General features: G+C 69.1%; 15 protein-coding genes. 11 read left to right on the plus strand and 4 right to left on the minus strand.

Annotated elements, in window-relative coordinates; translation table 11 throughout:
* The first annotated feature begins 58 nt into the window (after positions 1–58).
* From mtrA to secA, 7 genes are all read left to right on the plus strand, one after another.
* A complete protein-coding gene (gene mtrA, locus LXN01_RS13440) occupies positions 59–739 on the plus strand; it encodes an MtrAB system response regulator MtrA (protein ID WP_236865918.1) in 681 nt (226 codons plus the stop codon).
* Positions 736–2,451: an MtrAB system histidine kinase MtrB gene (gene mtrB / locus LXN01_RS13445; protein ID WP_236865919.1), complete on the plus strand. Its 1,716-nt coding sequence runs from the start codon at positions 736–738 to the stop codon at positions 2,449–2,451. The genes mtrA and mtrB overlap by 4 nt, the downstream gene beginning before the upstream one ends.
* Positions 2,438–4,135: an LpqB family beta-propeller domain-containing protein gene (locus tag LXN01_RS13450; protein ID WP_236865920.1), complete on the plus strand. Its 1,698-nt coding sequence runs from the start codon at positions 2,438–2,440 to the stop codon at positions 4,133–4,135. Before mtrB ends, LXN01_RS13450 begins: the two co-directional genes overlap by 14 nt.
* Before the next feature lie 81 nt (positions 4,136–4,216).
* Positions 4,217–5,035, plus strand: a complete 819-nt coding sequence (locus LXN01_RS13455) for a ComF family protein (protein WP_236865921.1) — start codon at positions 4,217–4,219, stop codon at positions 5,033–5,035.
* 69 nt (positions 5,036–5,104) lie between these two features.
* The gene (gene hpf, locus LXN01_RS13460; RefSeq protein WP_236865922.1) at positions 5,105–5,755 is read left to right on the plus strand and encodes a ribosome hibernation-promoting factor, HPF/YfiA family; all 651 of its coding nucleotides are present in this window, start codon (positions 5,105–5,107) and stop codon (positions 5,753–5,755) included.
* An 18-nt stretch (positions 5,756–5,773) separates the two neighbouring features.
* Entirely contained in the window at positions 5,774–7,003 is a 1,230-nt protein-coding gene (locus LXN01_RS13465) for a winged helix-turn-helix domain-containing protein (RefSeq protein WP_236865923.1), read from the plus strand.
* An 82-nt stretch (positions 7,004–7,085) separates the two neighbouring features.
* A complete protein-coding gene (secA, locus tag LXN01_RS13470) occupies positions 7,086–9,806 on the plus strand; it encodes a preprotein translocase subunit SecA (protein ID WP_336885275.1) in 2,721 nt (906 codons plus the stop codon).
* 30 nt (positions 9,807–9,836) lie between these two features.
* On the opposite strand, the gene LXN01_RS13475 is transcribed toward secA, so the two are convergent.
* Positions 9,837–10,274: an Rv3235 family protein gene (locus tag LXN01_RS13475; protein WP_236865924.1), complete on the minus strand. Its 438-nt coding sequence runs from the start codon at positions 10,272–10,274 to the stop codon at positions 9,837–9,839.
* On the minus strand, positions 10,271–11,230 hold the full coding sequence (locus LXN01_RS13480; protein WP_236865925.1) for a LysM domain-containing protein: 960 nt from the start codon (positions 11,228–11,230) through the stop codon (positions 10,271–10,273). Before LXN01_RS13480 ends, LXN01_RS13475 begins: the two co-directional genes overlap by 4 nt.
* Positions 11,231–11,362: 132 nt before the next feature.
* On the opposite strand from LXN01_RS13480, the gene LXN01_RS13485 reads away from it, so the two are divergent.
* Positions 11,363–11,902 carry a hypothetical protein gene (locus tag LXN01_RS13485; protein ID WP_236865926.1) on the plus strand — a complete coding sequence of 180 codons (540 nt, stop codon included), beginning with the start codon at positions 11,363–11,365 and terminating at the stop codon, positions 11,900–11,902.
* Between the two features lie 78 nt (positions 11,903–11,980).
* Here the strand turns inward: LXN01_RS13485 and LXN01_RS13490 are convergent, their stop codons facing one another.
* Positions 11,981–12,202 carry a helix-turn-helix domain-containing protein gene (locus LXN01_RS13490; protein ID WP_236865927.1) on the minus strand — a complete coding sequence of 74 codons (222 nt, stop codon included), beginning with the start codon at positions 12,200–12,202 and terminating at the stop codon, positions 11,981–11,983.
* 151 nt (positions 12,203–12,353) lie between these two features.
* On the opposite strand from LXN01_RS13490, the gene LXN01_RS13495 reads away from it, so the two are divergent.
* The 3 genes from LXN01_RS13495 to LXN01_RS13505 are packed head-to-tail and all read left to right on the plus strand — an operon-like array spanning position 12,354 to position 14,676.
* Positions 12,354–12,995, plus strand: a complete 642-nt coding sequence (locus LXN01_RS13495) for a CpaB family protein (RefSeq protein WP_236865928.1) — start codon at positions 12,354–12,356, stop codon at positions 12,993–12,995.
* Complete coding sequence (locus LXN01_RS13500; protein WP_236865929.1) at positions 12,992–14,221, plus strand: CpaE/TadZ family protein; 1,230 nt, start codon at positions 12,992–12,994, stop codon at positions 14,219–14,221. The genes LXN01_RS13495 and LXN01_RS13500 overlap by 4 nt, the downstream gene beginning before the upstream one ends.
* The gene (locus LXN01_RS13505; RefSeq protein ID WP_236865930.1) at positions 14,218–14,676 is read left to right on the plus strand and encodes a DUF6912 family protein; all 459 of its coding nucleotides are present in this window, start codon (positions 14,218–14,220) and stop codon (positions 14,674–14,676) included. Before LXN01_RS13500 ends, LXN01_RS13505 begins: the two co-directional genes overlap by 4 nt.
* Here LXN01_RS13505 and LXN01_RS13510 read toward each other — a convergent pair.
* Entirely contained in the window at positions 14,635–15,108 is a 474-nt protein-coding gene (locus tag LXN01_RS13510; RefSeq protein ID WP_236865931.1) for a DUF2505 domain-containing protein, read from the minus strand. The two genes, LXN01_RS13505 and LXN01_RS13510, sit on opposite strands and share 42 nt — an antisense overlap.
* Positions 15,109–15,284: the final 176 nt, after the last annotated feature.

Consider the following 15,284-nt stretch of genomic DNA (forward strand, 5'->3'; position numbering starts at 1 on the left):
CGAGACCTGCCGGGACCCGAAATTCCGCAAATGCGTCCCATGCGCGACAATGGACTCCATGACTTCTCGGATTCTGGTAGTGGACGACGACACCGCCTTGGCGGAGATGATCGGCATCGTGCTCAAGAGCGAGGGCTTCGAACCGCACTTCTGCGCGACCGGGGACGGCGCACTCGACGCGTTCCATGCGGTGCGACCGGATCTCGTGCTCCTGGACCTCATGCTGCCCGGCAAGGACGGACTCGAGGTGTGCCGCGAGATCCGCGACGAGTCGGGCGTGCCGATCATCATGCTCACCGCCAAGTCCGACACCGTCGACGTGGTCCTCGGACTCGAATCCGGTGCTGACGACTATGTTCCCAAGCCGTTCAAGCCCAAGGAGCTCGTCGCACGGGTGCGCGCGCGGCTGCGCGAGTCGGAGCCGAGCGCCCCGGAGATCCTCGAAGTCGGCGACGTCCGGATCGACGTCGCGGGCCACAGCGTCACGAAGGGCAGCAGCCAGGTGTCGCTGACGCCCCTGGAGTTCGATCTGCTGGTGGCGCTGGCGCGTCGGCCGTGGCAGGTGTTCTCCCGGGAGACCCTGCTCGAAGAGGTGTGGGGATACCGGCACGCCGCTGACACCCGGCTGGTGAACGTGCACGTGCAGCGGCTGCGCTCCAAGATCGAGAAGGACCCGGAGAAGCCCGAGATCATCGTGACGGTGCGCGGCGTCGGATACAAGGCGGGCCAGGGCACGTGAGTCGAACCCCGGCGCTCGCCGGGTTCCTGCGGACTCTCGAGCGAGCCTTCACCACCGGCTACCGGTGGATCGCCGGCGCGTTCACCCGTTCCCTGCAGTTCCGGATCGTGGTGCTCACGATCGTGCTGACGATGGTGGCGATCTACGGCGTCGGCACCTACATGTCCCAGCAGATCGCCCGCGGCCTGTTCGAGGCGAAGCTCACCGCGGTGTCCGCGCAGACCGCCGGCTACACCGCGGAACTGCAGTCGCTGTCCGCACTGGATGACGACCAGGCGCTGGCGGAGGCTCTCAACACCCAGCTGCGCTCGATGCTGTCCCGCTCGCCGACGCCGCTCCGGTCGATCGCGCTCGAGCCGCAGGAGCGCTCCGCCTCGGTCCCGCCCCTGCTGACGCTGGTCAGCGGCGAGGAGTCGATCCCGGTCTCCGACCTGCCCGACGCCTACCTGGCGGCGGTGGACCGCGCCGGCCCGGGTGAGCAGCTCTACCAGTCGGTGACGCTGCCGGACCAGTCGCCCGGGCTCGTGGTCGCCCAGCAGGTCGCCATCCCCTCGGCCGGGCAGTTCGAGCTCTTCGTCGTCGCCGAGCTCCAGGAGGAGCAGAACACACTCGACTTCGTGCTCCGCGCGATGCTGGTGGCCGCGCTGGTGCTGGTCGTGCTCGTCGGCGCGGTGGCCTGGATCGTGACCCGACTGGTCGTCGTGCCGGTGCGCACCGGCGCCGAGGTGGCCCGCCAGCTCGCCGACGGCGACCTCGACCAGCGCATGCCCGTGCAGGGCCAGGACGAGATCGCGACGCTGGCGCAGAGCTTCAACGACATGGCGGACAACCTGCAGGATCAGATCACCCGGATGGAGCAGCTCACCGTGCTGCAACGGCAGTTCGTCTCCGACGTCTCCCACGAGCTGCGCACCCCGCTGACCACGATCCGCATCGCCTCCGACATGATCTACGAATCGCGGGACGAGTTCGACGAGTCGACCTCCCGCAGCGCCGAGCTGCTGCAATCGCAGGTGGAGCGCTTCGAAGTGCTGCTGGGCGACCTGCTGGAGATCTCGCGCCACGATGCCGGAGCCGCCGCGCTGGATGCGAAGCCGACCGACATCGGCGAGGTCGTCACCTCGGTGCTCGACACCCTGTCGGTGATCGCCGCCCAGTCCGGCACCGACCTGCTGCTCCACGCCCCGTCCTCGCCGGTGATGGCCGAGGTCGACAGGGTGCGGATCACCCGCGTGGTGCGCAATCTCGTCGTCAACGCGATCGAGCACGGCGAGAAGGAGCGGATCGACATCTACGTCGCCGCCAACGCCGAGGCGGTCGCCGTCAGCGTCCGCGACCACGGGATCGGAATGACGGAGGAGCAGGTCGAGCATGTCTTCGACCGGTTCTGGCGCGCCGATCCCTCCCGGCGGCGGACATTGGGAGGATCCGGTCTGGGCCTGGCGATCTCACTGGAGGACGCCCGGCTGCACGACGGCTGGCTCCAGGCCTGGGGCCGGGCCGGCGAGGGCTCGTGCTTCCGCCTCACCCTGCCGCGCCGGCAGGGGCAGGCCATCACATCGTCACCGCTGCCGCTGCCGCCCGCGGACGCTCACATCCAGGGCACCTCGCTCGTGGCCGGACCGAGCACCTCGGACGGCTCCGTCCGGATCCAGACCGGCAGCATCCCGATCGTCGTCGACACCTCGGAGTCCGACCATGAAGCCGAATAGTCTGCTGGCCTGCGGTCTGGCCCTGGTGCTGCTGCTGAGCGGCTGCGTGTCGATCCCGCGCGACGGCGGGATCGGACGGATCGACGTCGGCGAGGACTACGGGGGCGTGCAGTCGCGCGTCGATCCCGACGGACCCGTGCCGGGGGCCGGGCCCGATGAGATCGTCCGCGGCTTCCTCGCCGCCGGGGCCGGCTACAGCAACAACTTCGAGGTCGCCCGCTCGTTCCTCACGGAGAGCTTCGCGGGGGAATGGGACCCGCTCGCCTCGGTGCGGGTGATGCCTGCGGGCACCGGGCTGGATGAGGTCACCAGCGAGATCACCTCAGACTCCCAGAACGTCTCCCTCGCCGTGCCGGTCCAGGCGGTCCTCGACGAGCGCCGGATCTACCGCGAGCCCAGCGACGCCACCCACCTCGACCTGGATTTCTCGCTCCGCCAGGTCAACGGGGAGTGGCGGATCTCCTCGGCACCGGCGGGCATGGTCGTCTCCGCGACGAGCTTCAGCAGCATCTTCCAGTCCTATCCGCTGTACTTCTACACACCCGGCTACGAGTACCTGGTGCCGGACGTCCGCTGGTTCATCCGCTCCCCGGCCACTCCCACAGAGGTGATGAGCGAGCTGCTCCTCGGTCCGGCCGACCACCTCGGCGGCGCTGTGGTGTCCGCCGTCCCCGAAGGCACTCAGCTGAATCCGCGGGCTGTCGGCGTCACGGAGGGCACCGCCGAAGTCGGGCTGTCCGACACGGTGGAGGGGCTCGACAGTCAGACCTGGTCGCGGCTGCACACGCAGGTGTCCGAGACGCTCACGGAGATCGGTGCGGTCACCGCGGTCGAGATCTCCGCACCTTCCGGCGTGGTCGACCCCGAGGCGAGCTCACCGGCGAAAGCGCTCGTCGAGATCGATTCCCGGCCGGTGGTGATCTCGGACGGGCGCCTCGCCCGGGGTTCGGGCACGCAGATCGAGCCCGTGCCCGGCAGCCCCGAGCTCGCCGCCGGCGCCTCCGATCCCGCGGTCGCAATCGACGAGTCGATGTACGCCTACCTCGGCGCTGAGGGTGCTGAATTGCACCGGCTCCGGGGCGCCGACATGAGCGACGTGAGCATCCTCACCGGAGACCAGCTGGTGGGCCCCAGCTTCGACCGCTACGGGTGGACCTGGACGGCCGAGGCGGAATCGGAGGGCATGCTGCAGGCAGTGGACTCCGGTGGGGAGCTTGCGCGGGTCGACGCGCCGTTCGCGGACGGCCGCCGCATCATCGCGCTGCACGTGTCGCGGGACGGGACGCGGCTGGGAGTGCTGAGCGCGGACGACGAGGATCAGCCGCGCCTCGACATCATCGGCATCACCCGCAATTCCTCCGGAGCGCCCACCGGCACCACAGCGGCGAGTCCGATCACGGTGGCCGCAGGGTTCGAGCAGATCGTCGACTTCTCGTGGGCGGGCAGCGGAGCAGTGGTGCTGCTCGGTGCGCCCGGCGACGGCGCCATCCAGCCGTACAGCGCGCCGGTCTCCGGCCCGGTCGAGTCGCTCGGGACGGTCGACGGCGGTTCGCGGATCACCGCCGGCAACGACCTGCGCTCCCTGCGAATCAGCACGCCGTCGGGGGAGATGCACATCTACGGTGCCGGCAACTGGCAGAAGGTCGTCGACGCCCGCGCATTCGATCCCGCATATCCCGGCTGAGCCGGAAGCAGGGACGGTTGCGAGGTCACAGCGGTGCGGTGCCGCTTGTGCGCCCATCGGCTCCCGGGGGACAGTGGCGGCATGCGCCAGGTCCTCACCGAGATCCTCGAACTGCTCGTGCCCCGCAGCTGTGCGGGCTGCGGCGCGGAGACCGTGACGCTGTGCGGCCGCTGCCTCGAGCAGCTGGCCGGCCCGGTCAGGGCGACCGTCCCGCGGTACGGCATCCTGCCGGTGGTCGGCGCCGGCGAGTACGAGGACGTGCTGCGAAGCTGCCTGATCGCCTACAAGGAGCACGGCCGGCGGGATCTGATCCCGGTGCTGGCCGGGCTGCTGGCCCGCTCGGTGGTCACGATCCTCGAGCACTCGCCGGATCCGGGCGCAGGCGCTCTCCTCGTCCCGGTGCCCGCGGATCGCTCCGCGATCAGGCGCCGCGGCGCCAACCATGTCTCCGTGCTCACCGAGCGCGCCGCCGGGATGCTGCGCTCGGAGGGCCTGCGGGTCGAGCTCGCCGACATCCTCGAAGTCGCGGCTCACCGCGACCAGGTCGGGTTCGGCTCGCTGGGGCGGCGGCGGAATGTTCGCGACACCCATCGGGTCCGCCCGGGGACCGGCTTCCCGAGCGGACTGTCCGACAGAGCCGGCGGGCTCGACAGGTCGGGAGCCGGCGAGCGCGCGAGGTCGAGAACCGATGAGCGCGCCGGGCCGGGAGCCGGCGAGCGCGGCAGGTCGGAAGCGGGCGAACAGCCTCGGGTCATTGTGCTCGACGACATCTGCACGACAGGCTCGACCGTAGCCGAAAGCGCCCGGGCGCTCCGCAGATCTCGCATCCCGGTCCACGGGATCGCAGTGGTCGGGATTGCTCCCGGGGGAACTCGATTCGCCCCGGGGGATGGTATTTAATGGAATGTACCCATCTCTCAAGCGATGGGCACGGAGCGATCCGTTTCCCGACGTGTAAAGGAACGCACAATGGACATCGTCGTCAAAGGTCGTCAGCTGACAATCTCCGACAGCTTCCGAGCACATATCGAGGACAAGGTCGCGAAGGCCGAACAGCTCGCCCCCCGCGCGCAGCGGATCGAGGTCCAGGTCACCAGCCAGCCGAGCGCCCGTCAGCCGGACACCGCGGAGACAGTCGAGCTCACCGTGGTCGGGAAGGGGCCGGTGCTGCGGGCGGAGGCCCACGCCTCCGACAAGTACGCGGCGCTGGACCTGGCATGGGCCAAGCTCCTGGAGCGGCTCCGCCGTGCGCGTGATCGCCAGAAGGTCTCCCGCAGCGGTCACCAGCGCCCCCAGTCCACGGGCGAAGCGCTCGCCGCGATGGATTTCGTTCCGCCGGAGGACAGCGATTCCGACGCCCGGACCGAACAGGCGCCGGTGGACCGCACCAACGGCCGCATCAAGGCGGAGGGGGATTCTCCTGTCATCCTCCGCGAGAAGAACTTCCCGGCCTCGCCGATCGGCATCGAGGAGGCACTCAATCGGATGGAGATGGTCGGACACGACTTCTACCTCTACATCGACGAGGACACCCAGAAGCCCTCGGTGGTCTACCGCCGCAAGGGCTGGAGCTACGGGGTCATCGCCCTGGATCCGGAGCTCGCCGAAGAAGCCCACTGATCGAGCCGGATCGAGACGGTGATCCGCTCGATGACCCCGGAGGCGGCCAGGCGCGCAGCGCTGGCCGCCTCCGGCTTTGCCTCCGGGCGGCCGAACTCCGTCACGCGCCGACACCTGAAGAGGGTGTTCGGCAACCTGGGCCTCGTGCAGATCGATTCCGTGGCCCGCGTGGTGCGGAGCCACTACCTGCCCTTCTACTCCCGCCTCGGGCCCTACCCGATGCCGTTGCTCGACTCCCTGCTCCACCAGCCGGAGCGGATGGGTGTGGAGTACTGGATGCACGAGGCCGCCTATGCCCCGCCGTCGACGATCGCCCTGGCGCACGGACGCCGCGCTGATTGGTGGGTGCGGGACTACGGGCAGCGCGACCCGCAGACCGGTCGCGCGTTCGTCTCCCTGATGGCGGACCTGGAAGCCGAGCTCACGGCCGGACCGGGCACCGCTCGGGAGCTGGCCGCCCGCGTATCCCACGACATCCCCGAACGCCCCCGCGATCACTGGGGCTGGAATCCGAGCCGGGTCAAGGCGGGTCTCGAGGCTCTGTTCCGGGCAGGAAGGATCTCGGTTGCCGCGCGCAGCCCGGCCTTCGAGCGGGTCTTCGCGCTGCCCGCTGACGTCCACAGCGGACTCCCGGTCCCCGAGCTGCGCTTCGGCCCGCCGCACGACCCCGAACTCGGTCTGCGACCTCACGCACCGCGCCGGATCCGAGGCAGCAGCGGGGTCAGCGACGATATCCCGGCGCTCGTCCGCATCGCGGCGGCGGCGCTGGGAGTCGCGACCGCCTCGTGCCTGGCCGACTACTTCCGGATGCCGGTGAAGCCGGTGCGGGAGGCGGCGGCAGAACTCGCCAGGACCGGCGAGCTGATCGAGGTCGACGTGGCCGGGGTGCACGCATTCCGATGGCACGCGGCGGTCGTGCCCCGACGAATCGACGCCTGCGCCCTGCTGGCGCCCTTCGACCCATTGGTCTTCAACCGGCGGCGGATCAGCTGGCTGTTCGACTTCGATTACCGGATCGAGATCTACACCCCGGCGCACGCACGGGTGCACGGATACTATGTGCTGCCCTTCCTCTTGGGAGAGGAGCTCGTGGGCAGAGTGGACCTCGCGGCAGACAGGGGGCGGGATGCACTCGTCGCTCACGGGGTGCACTGGGAGCCGGGTCACCGGCATGAGCCGGAGCTGATGCAGGAGCTGCATCGGATGCGCGAATGGCTCGGGCTGTCCTCGCTGGTGATCAGCGGCTGAACTGGCGGTGGCGCTATGCTGATGGACGGACGACAGAGATGAAGGACTAGAACCGGTTGCCCACCGGTCATCGAGGAGAAACGTGGCCAACTTCCTGGAAAAGCTGTTGAGGTCCGGTGAAGGCCGAACTCTCAAGAAGCTGCGCAACTACACCACGGCGATCAACAGCCTCTCGGACGAATTCGCGGAGATGTCGGACACCGAGATCCGCGAGGAGACCGATCGCTTCAAGGCGCGCATCAGCGATGGCGAGACCCTCGACTCGCTGCTTCCGGAGGCGTTCGCCGCAGTGCGCGAGGCGTCGAACCGGACACTGGGCCTGCGCCACTTCGACGTCCAGCTGATGGGCGGGGCCGCCCTGCACCTCGGGAACATCGCCGAGATGAAGACCGGCGAGGGAAAGACCCTCGTCGCCACGGCGCCCGCCTACCTCAATGCGCTCGCGGGCAAGGGCGTGCACATCGTCACGGTCAATGACTATCTGGCGGGCTACCAGTCGGAGCTGATGGGCCGCGTCTTCCGCTTCCTCGGCATGGAGACCGGCTGCATCCTCTCGCAGCTGAGCGCAGACAAGCGACGTGAGCAGTACCGGGCCGACATCACCTACGGCACCAACAACGAGTTCGGGTTCGACTACCTGCGCGACAACATGGCGTGGTCGGCCGACGAGATGGTGCAGCGCGGACACAACTTCGCGATCGTCGACGAGGTGGACTCGATCCTGATCGACGAGGCGCGCACCCCACTCATCATCTCCGGCCCGGCCGAAGGGGATGCCAACCGCTGGTATGCCGAGTTCGCCACCGTCGTCCGGCGGCTCAAGGCCGGCAGCGACTACGACGTCGACGAGAAGAAGCGCACCATCGGCATCCTCGAGCCCGGCATCGACAAGGTCGAGAACTACCTCGGCATCGACAACCTCTACGATTCCGACAACACCCCGCTCATCAGCTTCCTCAACAACGCGATCCGCGCCAAGGAGCTGTTCAAGAAGGACAAGGACTATGTCGTCCTGAACGGCGAGGTGCTCATCGTCGACGAGCACACCGGCCGCATCCTCAAGGGCCGCCGCTACAACGAAGGTCTCCACCAGGCCATCGAGGCCAAGGAAGGCGTCGACGTCAAGCCGGAGAATCAGACGCTGGCGACCATCACGCTGCAGAACTACTTCCGCCTCTACGGCAAGCTCTCGGGCATGACCGGCACGGCTGAGACCGAGGCCGCCGAATTCATGTCCACCTACCAGCTCGGCGTGGTCCCGATCCCGACGAACAAGCCGATGCAGCGCGTCGACCAATCCGATTTCGTGTACAAGCACGAGACGGCGAAGTTCGATGCGGTCGTGGACGACATCGCTGAGCGCCATGCGGAGGGCCAGCCGGTCCTCGTCGGCACCACGAGCGTCGAGAAGAGCGAGTACCTGTCGAAGCAGCTTGCGAAGAAGGGCATCCGGCACGAAGTCCTCAACGCCAAGAATCACGCGCGTGAGGCGGCGATCGTGGCGATGGCCGGCCGCAAGTCCGCGGTCACCGTCGCGACCAATATGGCCGGCCGCGGCACCGACATCATGCTGGGCGGCAACGCCGAGCACATCGCGGTGGCAGCGATGGCCGAGAAGGGCCTCGACCCCGTCGAGGATTCGGAGGAGTACGAGAGGCTGTGGCCCGAGGTGGTGGCCGCTGCCGAGGACCGGGTCGAGGAGGAGGCCGAAGAGGTGCGCGAAGCGGGCGGTCTGTACGTCCTGGGCACCGAACGGCACGAGTCGCGCCGGATCGACAACCAGCTGCGCGGCCGGTCGGGACGCCAGGGGGACCCGGGTGAGTCCCGCTTCTATCTGTCGCTGACCGACGACCTCATGCGGCTGTTCGGATCGGGCGCGGCAGAGCGCATCATGGCCACGGCCAACGTGCCCGATGACGTGCCCCTGGAGTCCAAGATGGTCTCGCGGGCCATCCTGTCGGCTCAGACGCAGATCGAGCAGCGCAACGCGGAGCAGCGCAAGAACGTTCTGAAGTACGATGACGTCCTCAACCGGCAGCGCACCGTGATCTACGAGGAGCGGCGCCGTGTGCTCGAGGGTGCCGACCTGGCCGAGCAGGTCCAGCTCTTCCGCGACGATGTGCTCGAGGCCTACGTCACTGCCGCGACCGCCGGCCCGCCGGAGACCTGGGAGATCGACCAGCTCTTCGCGGCCCTGAGCGAGCTCTACGACCCGTCGATCACTGCCGACGACCTCATCGAGGACGTCGGCGGCAAGGGCAACCTGACGCGGGATAAGCTGCTGCGCGAGATCCGCGCGGACGCCGATCTGGCGTACGACCAGCGAGAGGAGACGCTGGGCGAGGAGGCCATGCGGGAGCTCGAGCGGCGCGTGGTGCTGTCCGTGATCGACAAGCGCTGGCGCGAGCACCTCTACGAGATGGACTACCTCAAGAACGGCATCGGCCTGCGGGCGATGGCCCAGCGCGACCCGTTGGTGGAGTACCAGCGCGAGGGCTACGAGATGTTCAGCACGATGCAGGAGGGCATCAAGGAGGACGTCGTCCGCCTGACCAACAAGCTCGAGGTCAAGGTCAAGGTCAATCCGGGCGAGGACCTCGAGGATCCCTCCGACGATTTCGTCGAGGTCGAAGCCGAGGAGCTCAAACCGCGCAAGCCGAAGCTTCAGCTGTCGGCACCCTCGGATTCCGGCGGCGTCCAGGTGCGATCCGCGGACGGCGGTCCGAGCACCGCCACAGCGACAGCGCCCGCGGCAGCAGACGCCGGCAACCGCGCTCAGCGCAGAGCGGCCAGGAAGCACTGACCGACCGAGGAGCCGGAGGCCGCCGGCTCATCACACCGTGACGAACTGGGTGATGAGCCAGCGGCCTCTCTCGTGTTCCAGCCGCATTGCGACAGCGCGATGACGGCGAGCGCTCCGGACGACTACCGCTGCCTCGACGACGTTCTCGGAGATCGCGCAGAGCCGGGGCGTGCCTGCTGCGAATGTGCTGGTGCGTGGAGCGACTGCCCGGGCCAGGTCCTGACGCAGGGCTGCGTGGGTCCGAATCCGCTCACGCAGCGCCGGGGCGATCCAGCGCGCCACCGATCCCGCCGGCCGAACACCATTGAGCACTTCGACGACTGCCACAGCAAGTGAGCGGACGGTCGCGACGAGCAGTTCCGAGGGGTCGGCCTGTCGGCGGACCGGCCGCGACGGCTCACGGTGCGGGGGAGTGCGGACGATCTCGTGTCGCGGGGACGGACGGCTGAGGGTGAGGGGGGTATTCACAGGGTCTCCAGTCGCATTCCGGGGATGATGAGGTTGGGATCGGGTCCGATCCGGTCCTGGTTGGCGTGGTACAGGTCCTCGACCGTGTCCGCGACGGGCGCGGAGCCGGCGGCAGGGCGCAGATCCGCTGCGATCGACCACAGGGTGTCGCCGGGAGCGACGACCACCGTGGCTGCGGCAGGCTCAGTCGCCGGGTCCGGTCGGGGCTTGGTGTCAGGACCTGGATCAGGACCGGGCGGCGGCTGCTGCTCGGTGGGCGGCGGTGCGGGGGAATCGGTGTCTGCCTCCTGTCGGGGGAGGTCGGCCGCAGCGCTGTCACCGGCGACGCCGGCTTCCTCGGTCGGCGAGCCGGGCGACTGATGCGAATCGGGTGGTTCGCTCACCGGCCAGCCCGGAGACTCCTCTGGATGCGGCGCGCCGGGTTCATTCGCCGGCCAGCCCGGAGACTCCTCGGGATCCGGCGATGCTGATCCCTCAGTGGGCCACCCGGGGGACTGCGCAGCCGCCGGTGTCGCACTGACAGTGGATGACGACGGAATCGCGCCGGCTGGTGACGACCAGGCGGGGGAGTGAGCCGCGGTCGTCGCCCCAGGATCGGGCTGGTGGGGCGCGGCAACGACCGGCGACCACGCCGCAGAGCCGACCACGACAAGACCCGCTGCCGAACCGATGAGCGATCTGCGCAGGTGACTCGGACTCACGGCGATTGCCAGGCGGGCGAGCCCGCGTCCGGTCGAACTGCTGATCAGAGCTGCGAGACGGGCTGCGAGCAGCAGCAGGACTGCGGCGGAAGTGCGGGCGCCGACGACGATGAGCGCACCGCCGAGGACCAGGACCATGCCGGCGCCGGCGTCGCCGCGCAGCAGCATGTCCCACAGTCCTGACACCTGTGTCAGCAGCCAGGTGGAGGCCGCGAGATGCGCGGCCGCCGCGAGAAACGGCAGTGCTCGATTCATGGGACCCCCTCGTCTCAATGTCCAAACTATCGCAAACATCGTCAAAGGGTGTCAAACGGAGCTTTATGCCGGTGACGAACGAGATGCGGCGAGTTTTGCGTTCGGCGCCCCCGAGGGACAGGATGAGGGGCTATGAGCGAGGACAGATTCGACCGGCTGTTCGCCGACCTGAGTGCGGCGCACGACGGCGCCGAATTCCACGAGCGGGTCGGCGAGTTCGGCGATCTGGTCGCCGGAGAATTCGCCGACAGCCTCCTGGTCAGCCGTCTTGCGGGCAGCCTCGGCGACCGCGTGGAGCTGGTCGTCGCCGGACTGCCGCTGTCGGGAGTGCTCAGAGAGGTCGGCGGTGACTGGTGCCGTATCTCCGGTGGCGGTCCGGATCCGACTGATGAGGCGGTGGTGAGCCTGCGAGCGCTCGACAGTGTTCGGCTGCGATCGACTGCGCAGGCTGGAAGCTCTCGGGTTTCGGTCCTGTCGATCGCGTCGCCGCTTCGCGGCTGGGCCGCGGACCGCACCGAATGTCGGATCGTCTACGGCGCGGAGAGGCAGGCCGCCGACGGAAAGCTCGACGCGGTGGCGCGGGACTACGTTCAGCTCCGGCGGCCGGGAGGCCGGTTCGAGCTGATCCCCTTCTCTGCAATCGCGCTGGTCAGGTGCGTGCGGCACAGCTGAGCCGGAACGGTCGGCACTCGAGCTGACCGGAACCGCGCCCGGCCCCGGATGGTCGGAACCGGCGGATGCTGCTGCGGCTCAGATGTCGGTGTGTCCGGCCTCGACTTCGGCGCGGGTCTGCTGGTACATGCGCTGGATGTAGTCCTCGAGCTCGGTCTTCTCGACCCGCCATTGGCCGCGGCCGCCGACCTTGATCGCCCGCAGCTCGCCGGAGCGCACCAGGGCGCGGGCCTGGGCGGCGGAGACGTTGAGGATCTCGGCAACGTCGGTCAACGGCAGGAAGCGTGCTTCTACGACCATGTCCAGTCCTCCCAAGGGTGGACCCGGGATCGGTCCGGGCCCGTCTCAGATTCGTCCGCGACTGTTGATTCGGGGACGTTTGTGTATGAACAATAGCACTTGAGTGCATTTGCGCACCTCCCCTCCTGATCCCCGAACCGAAGGTCATCCCATGTCCCAGCTCCCCATTCGCCGTGCCGAGCGACTCCGCGCGCCGCGCTGGCGCGACCCACGCCTGGTGATCGGTGCAGTCATCGTGCTGCTGTCCGTGCTCGGCACCTGGTTCGTGGTGCAGCAGGCAGCGGCCACCACGACCGTCTGGGCCGCCTCCCGGCCACTCGTGCCGGGCAGCGTGCTCACTCCCGAGGACGTGGTTCCCGCCGAGGTGCGCCTCGGCGAGGAATCGGGGGTCTACCTGAGCACGGAGAACAGCATCCCCGAAGGCGCGACCGTGCTCGCGTCCGTCGCGCCGGGAGAGCTCGTGCCGGCGTCTCAGCTCGGCTCCCCGGATCAGCTGGCCGGACGCGTGATGGCGCTGTCGGTGCCGGATGCGCTTCCCGCCGCGGTCCAGCCCGGCAGCAAGGTCGATGTCTGGGCGACCGACGCGGAGGTCGAACCCGTGGATCCGCGGGAGATCCTCACGGCCATCGACGTCATCGCGGTGCAGCGGGAAGCGGGCGACTTCTCCTCGTACGGAGGCCAGCGGATCGAGATCTTCGTTCCCAACCAGCAGGTCGGCTCGGTGATGCGGGCACTCGCGGCCGGCCACCACATCTCCGTGGTCGCGGTGCCCCAGCAGGCGGCTGGGCGATGATTGAGGTGGTCGCAGCCGTCGACGTCGAATTCGAATCCGCGATCGTCGCGAAGCTGGCGGCGACTCCGGACATCGAGGTCGTGCGCCGGCCGGCCGACGATGTGGAGCTCCTGGCAACCGCGGCCGCAGGGATCGGGTCGGTCATCGTCCTAGGCAGGTATTTCACCGGAGTGGACTCCGAGGTGGTCCGTCGGCTGCAGGGCCTCGGCGCCCGGGTCCTGGGACTGGCCGCCGATCCAGAGGTGCTCAGCTCGTGGGGAATCGCCGCTTGCGTCTCCCCGTGGGCCGGGAGCGAGGAACTGGCCGCCGCGGTCCGCGATTGCGCCGCCTCCACCGTCGCCGCACCTCCGCCGGAGGCGTCCCCGGAACCGAACGCAGAGGCACACCGCGGACCGATCATCGCGGTCTGGGGAACCGGCGGGGCGCCGGGCCGGAGCACGATCGCCGGTGCACTCGCCCACATCCTCGGTGACGACGGCAGGTCGGTCCTCGTCGATGCGGACACTGTCGGCGCCTCGCAGGCTGCCATGCTCGGGCTGCTCGACGACACCCCGCAGCTGGCGGCGCTGTGCCGAGCGGCTGCCAGCGGTGCGGTGGGCGGAGTGCTCTCCCGCCACGTCTCACTGGTCGACGAGCGGCTGAGCGTCGTCACAGGGCTCAGCCGCGCCGAGCGCTGGCCCGAGATCAAACCGGCAGTCCTCGCCGAGGTGCTCACCGCGCTGAGCGCCGAGTACCGCCGGGTGGTCGTGGACGTCTCCGACCGCATCGACCCCGATGACGACTACGCAGACCCCCACTACGACCGCCATGCGGCCACGCGCGCGGTCCTGGACTGCGCCGATCACGTCGTGGTCGCGGCGGCTGCGGATCCGCTGGGACTGCAGCGTCTCGTGCGGCTGCTGGAGACGCCGCGAGGGCTTGCCGTCCGCGACGACTGCACCGTGGTCGTCAACAAGGTCCGCGCGACTGCGGTGGGCCAGGGGGCCGAGGAGCGGATCCGCAGCACGCTCCTGCGCTTCGCAGGCCTCGAGCAGGTGGTGCTGCTGCCCGACGAGCGCGCGGTGACGGATGCGGCGCTGCTCGCCGGCCGGACCGTCCCGGAGTCCGCGCCGCGCAGCGCGCTGGCTCTGGCGCTGGGGGAGTTGGCCGGGAACCTGCCCGGTGCCTCCGTCCCCACCCGCCCCCGCGCCGGGCGACCGAAGCGGAGGTGGAGAATGTGGGTATGAGTGCTGCCGCAACCATCCGCGCATATGTGCCCCTGACCCATCAGCAGCTGGCTGCCGCCTGGCCGCAGATCGACAGCGCACTCGGCTTCGCGCCCGATTCCGCCGGCCGTGCTCAGCACGGGGAGGCGCTGGAGGAGGCCGAGTGGATCGCGATGGTGACCGCTGCCGAGGTGATCACCGAAGAGGCCGCCGCGCAGCGCTGTGCCCGCGTCGTGCTGGCCTGTGACCTGCCCTCCGGCCTCCAGGTCAGGCCGGTCGCCGCCGGAGTCGACGCCTTCGGACCCACCCCGCTGGACCCGTCCTGGGTGGTCTCCGCGCACATCGACGCCCCGGACGTGGTCGCGACGCTGCCGGACGACACCGACGGTGCCGCTGATGCGCTGCAGGATTCCGCCCTGCTGTGGTTCGACGTCTCAGAGATCGCCGAACTTGTCGAGGCGTTCGATCAGCAGTGATTCCACGTACGGCTCGAGTGCTGATTCGACCATGCCGCCGAACATCGGGACCGAGGAGACGATCCGGGTCACTGCGTGCAGGTCCGTTCCGCTGACGGCTGCCGCCCGCAGCGCGATATCGATGCTGATGTCGACCGGAGCGCCGCGCACCTCTGCGTCGATCCGCAGGTCGGAGGCAGTCGCATCATGTGCTGTCGGCGGCGCTTTGACCTGCTGGACGAGTTCCGCGCCGGCGCCCAGGAAGCGCGTAGCGATGGCCGGCAGCCGCTCCGGTGGGATCACGGTGAGAGTCGTCAGCCGGATTCCCTCGACCCGCCCCGAGTGGACCGTCACCGTGGTCCTCTCGCTCAGCCACGTCCGCTCATCAGCGATTCGGTCGAGGATGTCGGCCGGGAGCAGCGGAACGCGGCGGCGGAGTTCGATCGTCTTCATGGCATCAGTCTGTCACGACTCGGGTGTCGGGATCCTTGCCCGGCGAAGGTGGCAGCACCGCCCCGGACCGGCGCGCGGAGGCAACCAGACCTGTCGAGTCCACCGGCGGTGGCAACCCTGCCGGTGGAACATAGAGTAGAGGGTGGGAGTCGATGGCGACGCCCCGACTGCAGTCC

The sequence above is a fragment of the Brevibacterium daeguense genome, from assembly GCF_021729135.1.
GTDB lineage: Bacteria > Actinomycetota > Actinomycetes > Actinomycetales > Brevibacteriaceae > Brevibacterium > Brevibacterium daeguense.